Annotated in this window: 17 protein-coding genes and 1 tRNA gene; 9 read left to right on the top strand and 9 right to left on the bottom strand. The window is 65.2% G+C overall.

The features are described 5' to 3' along the window. Positions 1-138 precede the first annotated feature (138 nt). Both speE and ACSBPQ_RS14265 read left to right on the top strand, forming a co-directional pair. Entirely contained in the window at positions 139-996 is an 858-nt protein-coding gene (speE, locus tag ACSBPQ_RS14260; protein WP_442682749.1) for a polyamine aminopropyltransferase, read from the top strand. A gap of 267 nt (positions 997-1,263) precedes the next feature. Beyond that, positions 1,264-1,935, top strand: coding sequence for an RIO1 family regulatory kinase/ATPase domain-containing protein (locus ACSBPQ_RS14265; protein ID WP_442682750.1), 672 nt, complete (start codon positions 1,264-1,266; stop codon positions 1,933-1,935). A gap of 15 nt (positions 1,936-1,950) precedes the next feature. Here the strand turns inward: ACSBPQ_RS14265 and ACSBPQ_RS14270 are convergent, their stop codons facing one another. After that, entirely contained in the window at positions 1,951-2,289 is a 339-nt protein-coding gene (locus ACSBPQ_RS14270; protein ID WP_057628415.1) for a P-II family nitrogen regulator, read from the bottom strand. Between the two features lie 173 nt (positions 2,290-2,462). On the opposite strand from ACSBPQ_RS14270, the gene ubiK reads away from it, so the two are divergent. The 3 genes from ubiK to ACSBPQ_RS14285 all read left to right on the top strand — a co-directional run bounded on the left by ubiK (position 2,463) and on the right by ACSBPQ_RS14285 (position 5,843). After that, positions 2,463-2,717 carry a ubiquinone biosynthesis accessory factor UbiK gene (gene ubiK, locus ACSBPQ_RS14275; RefSeq protein WP_442682751.1) on the top strand — a complete coding sequence of 85 codons (255 nt, stop codon included), beginning with the start codon at positions 2,463-2,465 and terminating at the stop codon, positions 2,715-2,717. A gap of 9 nt (positions 2,718-2,726) precedes the next feature. Then, positions 2,727-4,235 (top strand): YifB family Mg chelatase-like AAA ATPase, encoded by a 1,509-nt coding sequence (locus ACSBPQ_RS14280; RefSeq protein ID WP_442682752.1) that lies wholly within the window; start codon positions 2,727-2,729, stop codon positions 4,233-4,235. 81 nt (positions 4,236-4,316) lie between these two features. Continuing rightward, positions 4,317-5,843, top strand: a complete 1,527-nt coding sequence (locus ACSBPQ_RS14285) for an esterase/lipase family protein (protein WP_442682753.1) — start codon at positions 4,317-4,319, stop codon at positions 5,841-5,843. A 177-nt stretch (positions 5,844-6,020) separates the two neighbouring features. On the opposite strand, the gene ACSBPQ_RS14290 is transcribed toward ACSBPQ_RS14285, so the two are convergent. Further along, the gene (locus tag ACSBPQ_RS14290; protein ID WP_442682754.1) at positions 6,021-6,467 is read right to left on the bottom strand and encodes a putative zinc-binding protein; all 447 of its coding nucleotides are present in this window, start codon (positions 6,465-6,467) and stop codon (positions 6,021-6,023) included. 415 nt (positions 6,468-6,882) lie between these two features. On the opposite strand from ACSBPQ_RS14290, the gene ACSBPQ_RS14295 reads away from it, so the two are divergent. The 3 genes from ACSBPQ_RS14295 to ACSBPQ_RS14305 all read left to right on the top strand — a co-directional run bounded on the left by ACSBPQ_RS14295 (position 6,883) and on the right by ACSBPQ_RS14305 (position 10,318). Then, a complete protein-coding gene (locus ACSBPQ_RS14295; protein WP_442682755.1) occupies positions 6,883-8,364 on the top strand; it encodes a UbiD family decarboxylase in 1,482 nt (493 codons plus the stop codon). A gap of 75 nt (positions 8,365-8,439) precedes the next feature. Next, positions 8,440-9,438, top strand: coding sequence for a ubiquinone anaerobic biosynthesis protein UbiU (gene ubiU / locus ACSBPQ_RS14300; protein ID WP_442682756.1), 999 nt, complete (start codon positions 8,440-8,442; stop codon positions 9,436-9,438). Between the two features lie 4 nt (positions 9,439-9,442). Next, positions 9,443-10,318: a U32 family peptidase gene (locus tag ACSBPQ_RS14305; RefSeq protein ID WP_442682757.1), complete on the top strand. Its 876-nt coding sequence runs from the start codon at positions 9,443-9,445 to the stop codon at positions 10,316-10,318. Positions 10,319-10,375: 57 nt separating this feature from the next. Here the strand turns inward: ACSBPQ_RS14305 and ubiT are convergent, their stop codons facing one another. The 6 genes from ubiT to ACSBPQ_RS14335 all read right to left on the bottom strand — a co-directional run bounded on the left by ubiT (position 10,376) and on the right by ACSBPQ_RS14335 (position 14,822). Next, positions 10,376-11,221 (bottom strand): ubiquinone anaerobic biosynthesis accessory factor UbiT, encoded by an 846-nt coding sequence (ubiT, locus tag ACSBPQ_RS14310; protein WP_442682758.1) that lies wholly within the window; start codon positions 11,219-11,221, stop codon positions 10,376-10,378. 266 nt (positions 11,222-11,487) lie between these two features. Continuing rightward, complete coding sequence (locus ACSBPQ_RS14315) at positions 11,488-11,694, bottom strand: hypothetical protein (RefSeq protein ID WP_442682759.1); 207 nt, start codon at positions 11,692-11,694, stop codon at positions 11,488-11,490. Positions 11,695-11,732: 38 nt separating this feature from the next. After that, positions 11,733-12,158: an H-NS histone family protein gene (locus ACSBPQ_RS14320; RefSeq protein ID WP_442682760.1), complete on the bottom strand. Its 426-nt coding sequence runs from the start codon at positions 12,156-12,158 to the stop codon at positions 11,733-11,735. 140 nt (positions 12,159-12,298) lie between these two features. Beyond that, positions 12,299-13,159, bottom strand: a complete 861-nt coding sequence (locus ACSBPQ_RS14325) for a hypothetical protein (protein ID WP_442682761.1) — start codon at positions 13,157-13,159, stop codon at positions 12,299-12,301. Positions 13,160-13,279: 120 nt separating this feature from the next. After that, complete coding sequence (locus tag ACSBPQ_RS14330) at positions 13,280-14,593, bottom strand: Arm DNA-binding domain-containing protein (protein WP_442682762.1); 1,314 nt, start codon at positions 14,591-14,593, stop codon at positions 13,280-13,282. Beyond that, the gene (locus ACSBPQ_RS14335; RefSeq protein ID WP_442682763.1) at positions 14,586-14,822 is read right to left on the bottom strand and encodes a hypothetical protein; all 237 of its coding nucleotides are present in this window, start codon (positions 14,820-14,822) and stop codon (positions 14,586-14,588) included. Before ACSBPQ_RS14335 ends, ACSBPQ_RS14330 begins: the two co-directional genes overlap by 8 nt. A 128-nt stretch (positions 14,823-14,950) precedes the next feature. Here ACSBPQ_RS14335 and ACSBPQ_RS14340 point away from each other — a divergent pair, with 128 nt between their 5' ends. Beyond that, positions 14,951-15,190, top strand: a complete 240-nt coding sequence (locus ACSBPQ_RS14340; RefSeq protein WP_442682764.1) for a helix-turn-helix domain-containing protein — start codon at positions 14,951-14,953, stop codon at positions 15,188-15,190. Positions 15,191-15,547: 357 nt separating this feature from the next. Here the strand turns inward: ACSBPQ_RS14340 and ACSBPQ_RS14345 are convergent. Beyond that, positions 15,548-15,624: transfer RNA gene (locus tag ACSBPQ_RS14345), tRNA-Arg, on the bottom strand. Positions 15,625-15,772: the final 148 nt, after the last annotated feature.

Consider the following 15,772-nt stretch of genomic DNA (forward strand, 5'->3'; position numbering starts at 1 on the left):
ATTCTAACGCTAGCGGGGCAAGGGTCCGTTACAATCCGCGCCCGCGTCCCCCGGGGGCGCCTTTTCCGGATGTGGCACATGCCACGCGGCCCCGGCCGCCAGCCCGGCTTCCATCTGAGCAGAGGATCCTCCACGCCCATGAGCAGCAACGACAACTGGTTCATCGAACACTTCCAGCCGACCGGCTCGGCCATCGGTTTCCGCATCACCGGGAAACTCGAAGAAGTGCAGTCGCCATTCCAGAAGATCGAGATCTACGACAGCACCGACTGGGGCAAGCTGATGGTCATCGACGGCGCCATGATGCTCACCAGCAAGGACAACTTCTTCTACCACGAGATGATCAGCCACCCGGTGCTGTTCACCCACCCGAACCCGAAGCGCGTGGTGATCATCGGTGGCGGCGACTGCGGCACCCTGCGCGAGGTGCTCAAGCACCCGGGCGTGGAGTCGGCCACCCAGTGCGATATCGACGAGCAGGTCACGCGCATGGCCGAGAAGTATTTCCCGGAACTGTGCGAATCCAACGGTGACGCCCGCGCCGAGCTGCTGTTCGACGACGGCGTGGCCTACATGGCCAACTGCGCCCCGGGCAGCGTGGACGTGGTGATCGTGGACTCCACCGACCCGGTCGGCCCGGCCGAAGGCCTGTTCAACAAGGCGTTCTTCGAGAGCTGCTTCCGCGCCCTGAAGGACGACGGCCTGCTGGTGCAGCAGAGCGAATCGCCGCTGGCGCTGCTGGACCTGATCAAGGATATGCGCGCGGAAATGGGCAAGGCCGGCTTCCAGTCGTTCAAGACCCTGCCGTTCCCGCAGCCGTGCTACCCGACCGGCTGGTGGTCGGTGACCGTGGCCAGCAAGCAGCCCGGCTTCGGTTTCGGCTTCCGTGAGGCCGATTCGGCCGCCAAGCCGTTCGACACGCTGTACTACACCGCTCCGCTACACACCGGTGTACTGGTCAGCCCACCGTTCGTGGCCCAGGCACTGGGCGAGTAAACACGCCGCCCCTGTTGTGGACCCGACCCCGCGCCGCAATTTGTGGCGCGGGGTTTTTCATGCGCGCGGAAACTTCAGACACGACGCCGGCCGGCAACCCGGTCGGCGCAACAATCCATTCCATCACGCGCTTCCTACATTTTTTTTACATTCAGGGTTTGTGGACTGTTCAGTTCTATAATTCAGCCCACATTCCCCGCCCGTCCCGGGCACGCAAGACCGGCACTGCAAAACGCTTTCTGCGCCTGGCCGCGTCAGGAAGAACCGATGAACACATTGCCTATCTACAACGGCCACCGGCCGATGGTTTCCAGCAGCCAGCTGCTCAAGCGCGGCGAGCGCCTGCTCGAACCGGATGTCTACCGCACCGAACTGGCGGGCCGCGCGGCCGTGGTCAAGGACTACCGCCGTTACCGTGGCACCCCTCTGTCGCCACTCGCGCGTCTGCTGGTGCGCCGCGAAGCCCGGGTACTGCGCCGCCTGAGCGGCTGGAAGCATGCACCGGCGCTGCTGGGGACCGTCGGCGGGCTGGCGCTGGGCATGGAGTTCGTCCCCGGGCACACCCTCAGCGCCGGCGCACAGGAGGTCGGCCACGAAGTGTTCGACCAGCTGCAGGGCGCACTCGCGCGCCTGCACGCGGCCGGCATCACCCACAACGACCTGCACGGCACCAACGTGGTGGTCAGCGCCGGGGTGCCGGTGTTGCTGGATTTCACTTCGGCGTGGCGCTCACCGCGCTGGCTGCGCAATGGCCCGATCTCGCGCCAGTTGCGCCGCAGCGACATGAAAAACCTGGTGAAAATGCGCCAGCGCCTGACCGGCCAGTCCCCCAGTGCCGAACAGGCCGCACTGCTGGCCGAACCGCGCTGGGTCCAGGCCATCCGCAACCTCTGGAAGCGCCTGTACCGTCACCTCAAGCGCCAGCCGGCAGCACGCTGAGTCCGGCGGCGGGGCTTACAGCGCGTCGCCGTCCAGCTCGCCGGTGCGGATGCGCACCACGCTGCCCAGATCGTAGACGAACACCTTGCCATCGCCGATCTTGCCGGTGCCGGCGGCCTTGACGATGGCTTCCACCACCTCGTCGGCCTGGGCGTCGGTGACCGCCACCTCGATCTTCACCTTGGGCAGGAAATCCACCACGTACTCGGCGCCGCGGTACAGCTCGGTATGGCCCTTCTGCCGGCCGAAGCCCTTGACCTCGGTCACGGTGATACCCGCCACGCCCCGTTCGGCCAACGCCTCGCGCACGTCATCGAGCTTGAACGGCTTGACGATGGCCATGATCATTTTCATCGAATCGGTCTCTTGTCGGTTTACCGGCGAGGATAGCGCGCCGCACCGCGACTGGGCACCCGGCGTGTCGCCCCCGCCGTTACGGACTATCCTTACACGCCTATGCAACCGACCCTGATGGCCGCAGCCGGTGGAGCCGCCCTAGGCTCGAATCCTTCCTGCGGAGACCTGCCATGATCGACCTGAACCATATCGACGCCCTCGCCCAGCGCCTGAGCGAGCTGGTGCCGCCGGGCCTGCGCGAATCCCGCGAGGAGCTGCAGGCCACTTTCAAAAGTGCCCTGCAGGCCGGTCTGGCGAAGCTGGACCTGGTGACCCGCGAGGAGTTCGAGGTGCAGCGCGCGGTGCTGCTGCGCACCCGCGAGAAGCTCGACGCGCTGGAACAGGCGGTCGCGGCGATGGAAAACTTCTCCCACCCCGACGCCTGACACACGGCCATGAGCCTGGCGCTGGCGCACAGCCGTGCCCGCGCGGGGGTGCATGCGCCTCCGGTCCGGGTCGAGGTCCACCTTTCCGGCGGACTGCCCTCCACCCAGATCGTCGGCCTGCCGGAAGCGGCGGTACGCGAATCACGCGACCGCGTGCGGGCGGCGATCCTCTGCGCCCAGTTCGAGTACCCGGCGCGGCGCATCACCATCAACCTGGCCCCGGCCGATCTGCCCAAGGAAGGCGGCCGCTTCGACCTGCCGATCGCGCTGGGCATTCTTGCCGCCAGCGGCCAGATCGACCGCGACGCGTTGGCGCAGTACGAGTTCATCGGCGAGCTGGCGCTGACCGGCGAACTGCGCGCGGTGGATGGTGCCCTGCCGGCGGCGATCGCCGCCGCCGGTGAGCAGCGCACGCTGATCGTGCCGCCCGGCAATGCCGCCGAGGCCGCATTGGCGCAGCGCGCCACGGTCAAGGTGGCGCGGACCCTGCTGGAAGTCTGTGCGGCGCTGTCGGCGGGCAAGGCGCTGCCGGATGCGGAAGCGCCGGAGGCGAGCACCTCGCCACTGCCGGACCTGGCCGATGTGCGCGGCCAGCTGCAGGCACGCCGCGCACTGGAGATCGCCGCCGCCGGCTGTCACCACCTGCTGTTGCTGGGTTCTCCGGGCTGCGGCAAGACCCTGCTGGCCTCGCGCCTGCCGGGCATCCTGCCCGAGGCCAGTGAGGACGAGGCGCTGGAAACGGCGGCGATCGCTTCGGTCAGTGGCCGTGGCGTGGATCCGGCCCGCTGGCGGCAGCGTCCCTACCGTTCGCCACACCACACCGCCAGCGCGGTGTCCCTGGTCGGTGGTGGTTCGCACCCGCGTCCCGGCGAGATTTCGCTGGCCCACAACGGCGTGCTGTTTCTGGATGAACTGCCGGAGTGGAACCGGCATGCGCTGGAAGTACTGCGCGAGCCGCTGGAATCGGGCAGCGTCACCGTCGCCCGCGCCGCGCGCAGTGTCGAGTTTCCGGCCCGTTTCCAGTTGATCGCGGCGATGAACCCCTGTCCGTGCGGGTGGGCCGGCGACCACAGCGGCCGTTGCCGCTGCTCCGGCGACAGCATCCGCCGCTACCGTGCGCGCATCTCAGGCCCGCTGCTGGATCGCATCGACCTGCACCTGCAGATGCCGCGGCTGCCGGCCAGCGAGCTGCGCGGCGATGCACCGGCCGGCGAACCCAGCGCCGCGGTACGCGCACGGGTGCTGGCCGCACGCCGGCAACAGCTGCAACGCGCCGGCACGCTCAACGCCCATCTGGACCAGAGCCAGACCCTGCGCGACTGCGCACTGGCCCCCGCCGAACAGAGCCTCCTGGAACAGGCGATGGAGCGGCTGCAGCTGTCAGCACGCTCGATGCACCGCATCCTGCGCGTGGCGCGCAGCATCGCCGACCTTGCCGGTGCCCAACGCATCGAGCGCCCGCACCTGACCGAGGCGATCGGCTACCGCCAGCTGGACCGCGCCACCGCCTCCGGCTGAGCGCGGCGCGGTGCGGTGCGGATTCAGGAAACGCTGCAGCGCATCCGCGAAGATGCCCGAGACGCCGACAGGAAGCCCGCCATGGAACGCCTGCAACGCCCGTTCTTCCCGATCATCTACGTGCGCGGCTATGCGATGACGCGCGAGGAGATCGTCGAAACGACCTCCACGCCGTACATGGGCTTTGAAGCCGGCTCCACCAAGGTGCGCCAGGCACAGGATGGCTCGATCGTGAAGTTCGTCTTCGAATCGCCGCTGGTGCGGCTGATGAAGGATTACGACTACCGCGACGTCTACGAGGCCGGCACCGAGCGCAGTGGTCGCCTTTCCCCGCGCTGCATCGTCATCCACCGCTATTACGACCCGGCCGATCCCGCCTTCGGCAATGGCAAGGCGCCTTCGATCATCGCCGCCGCGACCAGTCTGGGAAACCGCATCCTTGAATTGCGCGACAGCATCTGCGGCAGCAATGCCGCCTTGCGCAAGGCGTTCCGCGTGCATCTGGTGGCGCACTCGATGGGCGGGCTGATCTGCCGCTGCCTGCTGCAGAACCCCGACGTCGCCACGGCCGAAACCCGCGCCATGGTCGACAAGCTGTTCACCTACGCCACCCCGCACAACGGCATCGACGTGGCCGGCATTAACGTGCCGCAGCTGCTGTCGGTCAACGACATGGACAACTTCAATCGCAGCGTGATGGGCAAGTACCTGAAGGTGCCCAAGGACAAGGTCAACACGCTGGGCAATTCCGGCTTTCCGCCGGAACGGCTGTTCTGCCTGATCGGCACCAACAGCCGCGACTATGCCGCTGCACACGGCCTGTCATCGTTCGCGGTCGGCCCGCTGAGCGATGGCCTGGTGCGTATCGCCAACGCCTATGTGGAAGGTGCGCCGCGTGCCTTCGTCAACCGCAGCCACAGCGGCCATTTCGGCATCGTCAACTCCGAGGAGGGCTACCAGAACATGGTGCGCTTCCTGTTCGGCGACACCTGCGCCAGCGCACAGCTGCAGATCACCGCACTGGCTCTGCCACCGGAGGTGGAGGCCGCACGCAAACGTGGCAAGAACGTCGAATCGGCGTACTACATCGAGGCCACGGTCGCCCCGCGTGGGGCCTACACCTACGAACTGACCGCCCGCACCCAGGCCAACCAGTGCGCCATCCGCCGCCAGCACAGCGAGATGTTCAGCCCCGATGGCAGCCTGCGCAGGGATGCACACGCACCGGTGCTGTTCTCGGTATTCCTGGACAGCCGCAAGATCCTCGCCGGCAGCGAGATCGTGTTCTCCATCGACCTGGCCGTATGCAATGCCGGCTACCGTATCGACGGTGCGCTGTTCCTGAAACACCACATCCCCGGCGAATACCTGTTCCGCAACACCCTGGTGCTGTTCGCCAAGCCCGATGGCGACGGCGGCTGGCAACTGCGCTATGTGTGGAGCGATGAGAACTGGGCCGGCGGCAGCAAGCATGCGGCCATCCCGGTGGCGGCCGGCACCCGGGCCATCGGTATCCGGCAACCCGATGCAGACGTCTTCTCCATACCGGTGCAGTCGGACAAGGGTTTTACCGCCGAGCTGAAGATCGCACTGGCAGCCTGGCAGTAAGCCGGCCATCGGGATCACCTGCGACCTCGATATTCACCGGCGGCCCGGGCAATCGCGAACCCGTCTGCCACTGCGCCGTGCCACTTTTGCCGCTGGAATGGCTGATCGTTGCTGCCGCTCATGCAGCGATGACACACAGGGACACGTGCGCGATGGAGTGCCGGTGCGCCGGCACCATCAACGACGGGCGCTGCCGGCTACGTCGTGTTCTTCTTCCGCTTTCACGCATGTGTGCTCATCACCAGCGGCGGCCGCCTGCTGTTTCAGGGTATGCACTTGCGGCAGCACGTGCTGGGTGTAGACGTCCTGCGCCTGTGCGCTGTCGAACTCGGCGTGCTTGCGCTTCTTGATGCCGTAGTCGGACAGGGTGAGGTGCAGGTCGGCGCGGGTGCCGGCCTGGGCCAGGCAGGCTTTCACACACTGCAGCACGCAGCCGTCCAGCGCGATGATCGGGCGGCCGGAGGTGGCGGTGCGGACCAGACCCTGCACGCCGCCGCCGACACCGGCGATGCAGGACATCTCCGCCACGCCCTGCCGGTCCAGCCACAGCGCCATCTGGTTGGTCATCTGCGCCGCGCTCGAACAGCCGGAACACGAATACACCAGCGGAAGGGGCATTTTCATTGCGGGGTCCTCGATGGGCGGGGCTGCATCGGGCCGCAGCGTGTCGCCGCGACAGCCGCGGTGATTGTCACGACGCGAGGTGGCCGCCGCCTTGACCAACATCAAGTCGCATGCAGCGGCCGTTCTGCCATGACCGGGCTTGATGCAAGTCAAGAAGCGGCGAGGCGCCGCCGGCCAGAATGGCGGCTCTTCGACGGGAGCGGGTGGATGGAGCTTTCCCTGGTGCAACCGGGCTTTCCGGCAGGTGGATACCGGCTGTTTCCTCCCGGCCGGTCGCGGCTGCGTGCTGTCTTGCGCCGCGCCTGCCCCGTCGTCCCCCGCTGCTCCGGTTCCTGCAGCGTGATGTGGATACGGCCAGGACCCGATTCCCGGCCGGTGCTGACACCGGCCCACCGGATGATGCTCCATCGCTCTTATGGCCTTCCACGATCTCCGCAGTTTCCTGCACCATCTGGCCGCCCGCGGCCAACTGTGTGAAATAGACACCCCGGTTGATGCACAGCTGGAAAGCACCTCGCTGAGCCTGCGTGCGTTGCGCGCCGATGGACCGGCGCTGCTGATGACCGACACCACCACCGCGCGGCCGATGCTGGGCAACCTGTTCGGCCATCCGGCGCGCATCGAGATGGCGCTGGATGGCCGGCCGCTGGCCTCGCTGCGCGAGTTGGGCGAACTGCTGGCCGCGGTCAAGGAGCCGCGTTGGCCGGCCAATCTGCGTGATGCGTTTTCCCAATGGCCGCAGTGGGCGCAGCTGGCCAATGTGGCGCCGAAGCGGGTGGACCAGGCCGATTTCAACGAACAGGTGCTGGACGGTGCGGAGGTGGATCTGGCGGCATTGCCGATCCAGCGCTGCTGGCCGGAGGACGCAGACCGGCTGATCACCCTCGGCATGGTGGTGACGCGCGGCGTGCACCAGCCGCGGCAGAACCTGGCGATCTACCGGCAGCAGGTGATCGGTCGCAACCGGGTCATCATGCGCTGGCTGCCGCATCGCGGCGGCGCGCTGGACTATGCCGGCTGGCAGGCGGCCTATCCGGACAAACCCTTCCCGGTCGTGGTGGTCATCGGTGCCGATCCGGCCACCGTGCTGGCGGCGGTGGCGCCGGTGCCGGACACGCTGTCCGAATACGAATTCGCCGGCCTGCTGCGTGGTGCGCGCAGCCGCGTCTGGCACAGCGCGCTGACCGGGCTGGATGTGCCGGCCGGTGCGGAGATCGTGCTGGAGGGTTTCATCCATCCCGGCGATACCGCGCTGGAAGGGCCGTTCGGCGATCACACCGGCTACTACAACGCGCAGGACCACTTCCCGGTGCTCACCATTGAGCGCATTCACCTGCGCGGCGGGGCGATCTATCACGGCAGTTACATGGGGCGTGCGCCATTCGATGAGCCTTCGGTACTGGCGCGCGCGCTCAACGATGTGTTCGTGCCGATCCTGCGCAAGGTGTTTCCGGAAATCGTCGATTTCTTCCTGCCGCCGGAAGCCTGTTCCTACCGCATCGCGGTGGTGAGCATCCGCAAGCAGTACGCCGGCCATGCACGGCGGATCATGATGGGCATCTGGTCGTACCTGCGCCAGTTCACCTACACCAAGTTCGTCATCGTCACCGACGCGGATATCGACGTGCGCGACTGGGCGCAGGTCGTCTGGGCGCTCTCCACCCGGGTGGATCCGGCGCGCGACAGCCTGCTGGTGGAAAACACGCCCATCGACTATCTGGATTTCGCCTCGCCGGTAGCCGGGCTGGGCTCGAAGCTGGGGCTGGACGCCACCTGCAAATGGCCGGGCGAAAGCGACCGCGCCTGGGGCCGGCCGATCACGCTCGATCCGCAGGTGGAGCAGCGTGTGGATGCGTTGTGGGAACGCGTCCGCGGCCTGCGTCCGCCCGCCGCCTGAATTCGAAGTCGCTGCAACCTGTCCGCGGCGGCATGGCCGTGCGCGCGATGTCCCTTTCCACAACGGAGAAAACTGATGCAACTGGTATGTCCAGCCGGCAATCTTCCGGCGCTGCACGCCGCGATCGATGCCGGCGCCGACGCGGTGTATGTCGGGTTCCGCGACCAGACCAACGCACGCGCGTTTCCTGGCCTGAATTTCGACGAGCAGGAACTGCGCGAAGGCATCGCCTATGCGCATGCGCGCGGGCGCAAGGTCTATGTGGCACTGAACACCTATCCGGACAGTGCGCGCCTGGCGCACTGGTACGCCGCGGTCGACCACGCCGCCGCACTGGGTGTGGATGCCATCATCGCCGCGGAAATGGCGGTGCTGGACTACGCCTGCCGCCAGCATCCGGCGATGGCGCGGCACCTGTCGGTGCAGGGCTCGGCCACCACCGCCGCGGCGTTGCGCTATGCCCACGAGCGTTTCGGCATCAGCCGTGCGGTGTTGCCGCGGGTGCTGTCGCTGCAGCAGGTGCAGCGGCTGTGCCAGGCCTCGCCGGTGCCGCTGGAGGTGTTCGCCTTCGGCAGCCTGTGCATCATGGTGGAAGGCCGCTGTCAGCTGTCCAGCTATGTCACCGGCCAGTCGCCCAACCGCCACGGGGTGTGCTCGCCGGCCAGCTTCGTGCGCTGGGAGGAACAGGACGACAACAGCCGCAGCGTGCGCCTCAATGGCGTGCTGATAGACCGGTTCGGCGCCACCGAGCCGGCGGGTTATCCGACCGTCTGCAAGGGCCGTTATGACGTGGGCGGTGAGATCTTCCACGCGCTGGAGGAGCCGACCAGCCTCAACACGCTGGAGCTGCTGCCGCAGCTGGCGCAGGCCGGCGTGGTGGCGCTGAAGGTGGAAGGCCGACAGCGCGGCGTGGCCTATGTGCGCACCGTGGCACGGGTATGGCGTGAGGCGATCGACCGCCATGCCGGCGACGCCGCGCAATGGCGCCTGCAGGAACACTGGCAGCAGGCGCTGTCCGAACACGCCGAAGGCCAGCAGACCACCTTGGGCCCCTATCACCGTGCCTGGCATTGACACCATGAAACTCAGTCTTGGACCGTTGCAATATTTCTGGCCGCGCGAGCAGGTGCTCGCCTTCTACCGTGAGGCGGTCAGCTGGCCGCTGGACATCCTCTACCTGGGCGAAACCGTGTGCAGCAAACGCCGCGAGCTGCGCACCCGCGACTGGCTGGCGCTGGCCGAAGAACTGGCCGCCAGCGGCAAGCAGATCGTGCTGTCGTCACTGGCGCTGATCGAGGCCGAATCCGAACTGGGCGCGGTGCAGCGGCAGGTGGACAACGGCCGCTTCCTGCTCGAGGCCAACGACCTGTCGGCGGTGCAGCTGTGCCGCGAACGCGGCCTGCCGTTCGTCGCCGGCCCGACCCTGAACATCTACAACCACCGCGCACTGCAGATGCTGGTCGAAGACGGGCTGCAGCGCTGGGTGCCCGGAGTCGAACAGGGCCGGCAACTGCTGGAGGACATCCGCGCCGGCATGGCCGCGGCCGACACGCCGATGCCGGAGCTGGAAATGCTGGCCTGGGGACGCCTGCCGCTGGCCTATTCGGCGCGCTGCTTCACCGCCCGCGCGCTGGATGTGCCCAAGGACCAGTGTGGTTTCCGCTGCATCGAGCATCCCGACGGACTGCCGCTGGCCACCCGCGAAGGCGAGCCGTTCATGGTCATCAACGGCATCCAGATACAGGGCATGGAAACGGTGGACATGGCGCCGGAGCGTGATGAACTGGCTGCCTGCGGTGTGGAGATCCTGCGCCTGAGTCCGCAGCACCGTGGCATGGCCGAAGTGGTGTCGCGCTTCCAGCAGATGCTGCAGGCGCCGCAGCCGGTGCCGCGGGTGGGCGCGCGCAACGGCTATTGGGAAGGCGCGCCGGGCATGGACGCATTGTCGGCCTGAGTGCCGCAGGAGAACCGGCCGGTCGGGCCGGTTCTCCAGAGGGACAATGGGCCGCCGTTACGCGGCCGGCCGGGTAACCCGGTAGGCATCGCGTGCGCTGCGCGCAAACACGGCACTGCGCTGCAGCACGATGCGCTGGCCCAGTGGCAGCGCTTCCCACGGCAGCCGGTCCAGCAGGTTGCGCAGCGTCAGGCCGAGCTCGGTATCGCCGGTCAGGGTCAACTTGCGCTGGAAGAACAGCGTGTCGGCATCCTGCTGGCGGCTGGCCAGCAGCAACAGGTCGGTGAGACTGCCACTGACGGTGGCTTCGGCCGGCTGCCGCGCCAGATGCAGGCCGTCCTCATGCAGTTCGAATACCCAGTCCAGGCCGAGATCGTCGATACGGATGCCAAGACGGCGCCGCAGCACCGGCTGCAGCACCCGCATCACCTGCGGCGGGGCGACGGCCGGTGCCAACAGCCGCAAGCCGAGCGCTTGCCGCAGCGGCAACGGCAGGCGCGTGGCCAGTGGTTGCCAGCGGCGCGGTGGCGGCAGCAAGCGCCACAGTGAGGACGGCTGGCCGGATTCGGGCGGGTTGTGCATGTCGAATACCGCAGGAGGGGTGGAAGAAGAACCGCCGCGCTGGCGCCGGTGCGCTTCGGCGATCAGCAGCGCCATCAGCCGCGCGGCACTGTCGCTAGGCATACCGCAGCGCTGCGCAAGCTGTTGCGCGCGTTGCTGCACGCTGGCTTCGCGCCCGGCATCGTGCTGCGGCAGCCCGGCGCGACGCTTGAGCGTGCCGGCCAGACCGGCCAGCCGCTGGCGATGGGCGAACAGTCGCACCATGCCGTCATCGATCCGGTCGATGCCGCCACGGGTGGCGGTCAGTACCAGCCGGCTCAGCGGACGCGGTGGCATAAGCATCGAAGCGGTCGCCGCGCCGGCGATAGAAGGGGCCTGGACATGGCCGGGATCTGCAGCAAGGAAGGTTCCGCATCCTAGGCAGAAGCCGGTCACCCGGACTTGACCAAGGTCAAGCCGGCCGCTGCCGGCATGCCCAGACCCGGTACGGAAGCAACAGGACCAAGGTCGCGCCGCCTTTCCTTGCCCGATCGGTATCGGCACCCAGCTGCTTGATGTCGGCCACCTGCTGAAACTGCTGAAGTTGGCATCAAGCCCGGCAGCGGCTTTCAGTCGACTGCGGCTTCCGGATCGCCACTCCCGCTTTCATCGCTCCACACCTGGCGCCGCTGCCAGCCATCGTCGCCATCGGCCTTGGCGAACAGCACCAGCGTGTTGCGGAACAGCGATTCACCGGGGATATGCTGCTCGGCGAACATCGGGAACAGCTCCGGTGCGAACGCACCGTTGTCCCGGCTGCCATCGGTGCTGGACAACCCGCCGTAGCGACGACGAAAGACGCACCCCGGAATGGTCAGGCCGGATCGTGCTTGACGAGCTGCCTCTTGCCGATGTCCTCAAGGCCGTGGGCCGTTGGCCTGGCCAGACCTGGAATCAGGAAATCCATCGGACTGCGACCGAACCGGGTCTTCTCCACGAGCCAGCGAGGCATCCGTCCCCGGCCGGTCCACGTGTTCCGCTTGTTCTCCGGGTCCCGGTACTTGGGTGCAACCTTGCCTGTCTTTTTGCGACGGGCAGGCTTGCTGGCTGAGGTCGTGGTCTGCTGCTGCGTGCCAAACAGCTCCTCGATCGTGTAGCCGGCCTTGCCCGCCATCAGGGTCAACTGGCGGCGGACGGTATTGATCGGAGCGCGCTTTGCGAGGACCTTCTGCTGCTTCTTTGCTGCCTTCAGAAGAGCGTCAAGTTCCGCACGACTGAGGGCATTGATATCAATATTCATCAGAGCAGGGTCCGTTCTGGAGCAGCGCACTGTCAACCTGCTCTCAAGACCTCACAGCTTGGATATTGGCTGGTTCTACCGCTACCAGTGTGCGCCACGAAGTCTGGACGCACGCAACAGTCGATAGTGGACAACATCTTTCAGGAAGGAACCCTGGCTTCTCTGCGGCGCAGGAAGTCTCCCATTGAGATCAGGTTGGCCGGCACTGGTGGGAATCGTGTTGCCGACCTACTTCCGTCAGCTTCCGCATTTTGGGTTCCGGACAGGCAATCGACATGCTCCAGGATCGATAGCGCCACCGAGCTGAGGCTCAGTCGATGATCGTGCTGCAACAGCTCAACAAGCACATCCGCATCTTCTGGATATTGGTGGGCAAGATGGGAGGTGGCTCCCTGGATCTGTCCAAGCAGGTGCAACGAATGGCTTCCGTCCAACCATCGTCCCGTCGGCCAAGCCCGCCCTGCGTCACGCAGCAGTGCAAACGCAACTCCCAGGCTTCGTTGGAAGCTGGACAGGCCAATACTGCATTGGACCAGCTCGGCGTTACGGATAGAGCGCTCTGCAAGCAGGTACTCCTCTCCGTCGATCGGCACCGTTGCTTTCCAGTAGTCATAGAACATCTGCCGCAGGACAAACACATCTTGAAGCAGTTGCTGCAAGCCAGGGTGCCGCATCTGCCCAATCAAGGTACGAAACCGCCCAGCCAGCCCATCGACACCCGCTGTATCCGGAATCAGCCCCGTAACCGGCATGCCGGGCCGCCATTGGATCCGCTCGATAATGGAGGTCAGCCCCAGCGGTTGCCCGAACGGATTGACGCGCACGGTGGCCGTCAGCACCGATGCATTGCCGGCTGGTTCGATGTGGTTCCAGCTCCAGGCCATCAGCTTACCACCGGCGTGGATCAGGCGTACCAACTGGAGGCCATCGCCGCTGATCAGGTCTGGCTCAACGACTGCATCGAGCGTGATTGGTCGGGACAGAACGGACTGCTTTCTCATGACGTATTCCTTCTTTGTTCGCGTGAGACGCCGCCACGCTTTCAGGCACGGCTATGCGTTCCCCGGTGCGGAGCGCCGGGCGGGGGTTGTGGAAATTGGGGGGACTGCAGAGGGCGGTGCCTACTGCTGTTGCAGTTGAGCGACGAGAGCTTCGAGCTGCTTGCGGGTCAGTACCGACAATGGCGTGGTCGGGCTGTGTTTGGTGTCCTTCGCCGGACTCGTGCCGCCACTCTGTACAGAGGAAGCGCTTACCAACCCGGTGAATGCTTTGCCATCGTTACGCGTCAGGTTGGGCACGTAGCGCGAATAGACCCGGAAGAGCATTTCCGTGTTGGCATGGCCCAAGGTCCGTGCGACCCACTCAGGGTTCTCGCCGGAAGCCAGCATCAACGTGGCCGCAGTGTGCCGGGTCTGGTAAGGCCTGCGTGCAGCCAGCCCCAAGTGACGCAGCAGTGGATGCCAGACGCGGTTGGTGAAGTTGACCAGGTTGATCGGCTCACCGTTGCTCTGGGCGAACACCCAGCGGCATCCTTCAGGCACCAGCTTGCGCTGTTCGAGCAAAGCCATACGCACCAGCGGAACCATCGGGATATCCCGCATCGAGCCGTCGGTCTTGGTGCTCTCCAGCCTTCCCTGCACGATCGACTGGCGCACCAGGATCAGGTCCTGGTCGAAGTCGATGTGCTTCCACTCCAGCGCATTGATCTCGCCTGTGCGCATGCCGGTGAAGAACCGGGTGGCCAAGTAGGGATGCCAGTCCTTGCGGATGACATCCAGAGCTCGATGAACCTCATCCAAGGAAAGCGGTTGGATATCGAGCTTGGGCAGGCGCAGCGGCTTGATGTTGCGAAACGGGGTGACGAACTCATAGCGCTCCGAGGCCTCAGCCAGCAACATGCGCAAGGGCGTCATGATGTGATTGATGCGCGACGGAGACAGCGCGCTACCCGCCTTGCCAGTCTGCTTGCCCAACTCCGCACGGAACGCCAGCAAGTCCGCGCGGCTGATATCGGACAGCATCCGCTCGCCCAAGCGCGGCAGGATGTGCTGTCGCAGGGTTCCCTGCACGGTCTCTGCGTGCGTCTGGCGCCAGCGCGGCAGGTTTTCCTGATACCAGGTTTCAGAGAACTCCCCCAGCGTGGGGGTGGTCAAGGCCTTGCCGGTCGCAGGAGTTGCCGGAGTGTCCACGCCGACCAGGGGCGCAACAGCAGGACTGTCATCGAACTGGGCAGCTCGAGGACTATCGGGAAAGAATGCGCGGTACTGGAAGGTCCCCTTAGCCATCTCGCGCTTGATGCGATTGGCAAATGCTTCAAGGGTGCGGCGATTGGCGGGAGTGTCCTTCAGTGCAGTCTGCTCCTTGCATCGTTTGCCTCGAAACGAGAAGTCCAAGAAAAGAGTGTTTGTCTCAGGACGTACGCGGACCTTAGCCATGCGCCACACCACCGTTGGCCATAGGAATCCGCGGTACATGCGTCGAGGAGGCGACGTGAATGTCACGTTCAATGGCTTCCCATAGAAAGAGGAGCTTTCGCCCTCCGAAGGGGCGGATGTAATGAATCCCTTCCAGCAGAACGCTATCCTTAAGGCGATTACGGATGGTTCGAACGTCGTAGTGGATGCGTTCGGACAACTGTTCAGTAGTCAAATAAGTCTTGCTCATCGCAGGCTCCTTGTGAAATAAAAGGCAAACGCACAAAAATATGTGCATTTGAGCAATTTTTATCACAAGATTTGCGTTTGTCAAATTTTTTGTGCGAAATGCACGAATTCCGTGCAAATAGGCTGCCGATGCTCCGCTACAAGCTCAAAGAATTGACCGCTGAGAAAGAGTTCCGCGAGCGCCGGCGAGTCACGATCCAAGAGATCGCCGAAGCCACGGGGATCACTCGCAATACGCTCTCAAAGATGCTCAACCAGCCTGGGGCAAGTGTTCGGTCAGAGAACCTTGATCGCCTGTGTGGCTTCTTCAATTGTCGAATCGAGGAGTTGGTTGAGTACATTCCCGACGACGCGGTGCCGACGCCGTAGAAGACGTACCCATCAGGAAATTTGACCTTTAGAGTCTTGGCCCAACATCTCGGGGAATAGCAGAGAGCGCGCTGCTGCAACGCAAACTGTGCACAGGGATGACCATGAAGCAGAGTCGGATCATTGCAGCGATGGAAAGATCGCGAAGTGGAGCACGCCGTAAGGCCAGCGGATAAATTACGACATCAGTTCCTAGCCTCGAGTGTCACGGAGGCTTGTACTCAGACGCGTAAAAGAGGTCTTCGGGATTTGTCCCAGATCTGTCCCAGATCTGTCCCAGATCTGTCCCATTTTTGTCACAGCAGGTGAGAAATCGGTAAAACGTACCGAAAATTTCTCGCAAGTGACTGATTTTATTGGCGCGCCTGGAGGGATTCGAACCCCCGACCAATGGCTTCGGAAGCCACTACTCTATCCGGCTGAGCTACAGGCGCGTTTTGATCTGCTTGCGGAAGCGGCGGCGGTGGCCGTTCCGGGACCGTCCGGATTGCCGGGCGGAGGCGCATTCTAACGGCAAATGTGGCCGCAGGTCTGCCCCTGTTGGAACAACCTCATCGGCAAGGGCGGAATCCGGTGCAACTG

Origin of the sequence: Stenotrophomonas sp. JC08, from assembly GCF_052180205.1 — a bacterium.
Lineage (GTDB): Bacteria > Pseudomonadota > Gammaproteobacteria > Xanthomonadales > Xanthomonadaceae > Stenotrophomonas.